Here is a 1,185-nt window from a genome sequence, read left to right as displayed (position 1 = left end):
TGCGCCACCATATCTGCCATCGTATACGTTCCCGCCCGATAGCTCTGGAAGCTTGCCTTATCTCCATTCGTAGCCTGTCCCGCCAGCGTGCCGCCAGTTGCTACGACGATAACGTTGGGCTTGGGAGACGCCACTTGCTCTTGCGTCAGCGCCGGGATATCGAACGTCGGCAATACCGGCGCTTCTTCCGCTCGCACGGACACGGCGTAGCCGGTCCAGAGCGAGGCCAGCAGCGCGACGACGAGCAATATCGCAAGCTGCCGGGACAGCCTCCCGTTCGGTTGTAGTTTTGTCATAGCCTTCTCCCTCCCGAGCTTATGGCGTCGCCACGGTCTCTTGCTCTACCTCAGTCTCTTCTGTCGTTGCGGGAGACTCCTCGCCCTCCGGGTCCGTTACCGCTGGTTCCTCCGTACCGGGGACCGGCTCGGTGACGACAGGGACCTCAACCTCCGGCAGAGCTGGCTCTTCCTCGATCGATGTACGCAGTACGGTATCGGCATCGACGGAGATCTCCACATCGGCGGTGCCGAACGTTTGGAACCAGCCGCGGATCACACTGACGTCGTTGGAGAAGGCCAGCGACAGCAACAGCATGATGCGAGCGTGAGCGGCATTCAGGTTGTCGCCCGCTACCGTGTTGCCCGAACCGCCATAGATGGAGCCAGACCCTGTACGCGTCGTCGAGACGAAGACCACATTATTGTTCGTAATAGCCGCCGAGCGCGCTGCGCTCAGAGCAGAGGAGATGCCCCCTGCGCCGGTGCCGGCCGTGACGATGCCCTTCACGCCATCCTCGACCAGTCCGCGGATTGCGCCGCCGCTCGCTTCCTGATAGTTATACACGATGCCGACGAGCGGCAGATTGTCCTTGGAGATCGTCTTCAGATCAAACGGTGTCGCCCACTCCGGCGTACCAGCCTTGAAGGCCCGGGCAGGCGCTCTGTAGATGCGGACAGCCGGATCGTCGACATAGCCGAGCGCGCCGAACATCGGAGCGTCAAACGTGTCCATCCGATGCGAGTTCGTCTTGGTCACTTCGCGGGCTGCGAAGATCACGTCGTTGAGCATCACTACCGTACCGAACCATGTCGTCTTGCCACTCCCCGCGACCTTGATGGCCTGATAGAGGTTGGCCGGACCGTCCGTGCCGATGACATCCCATGGGCGCATCGCCCCGGTGACGAC

At 61.9% G+C, this 1,185-nt stretch carries 1 protein-coding gene and 1 pseudogene; both read right to left on the bottom strand.

The genetic code is table 11. From position 1 onward, the window contains the following. A pseudogene (locus PA598K_RS33845) lies at positions 1 to 296 on the bottom strand (asparaginase domain-containing protein); the annotation flags it as partial. 19 nt (positions 297 to 315) lie between these two features. Further along, a partial coding sequence (locus PA598K_RS33840; protein ID WP_185602396.1) for an asparaginase domain-containing protein occupies positions 316 to 1,185 on the bottom strand: 870 nt, incomplete at its 5' end.

This window comes from Paenibacillus sp. 598K, from assembly GCF_003851045.1.
Classification (GTDB): Bacteria; Bacillota; Bacilli; order Paenibacillales; family Paenibacillaceae; genus Paenibacillus_D.
The sequence above is the reverse complement of the archived record's forward strand: the minus strand, read 5'-3'. Positions and strand labels throughout refer to the sequence as shown.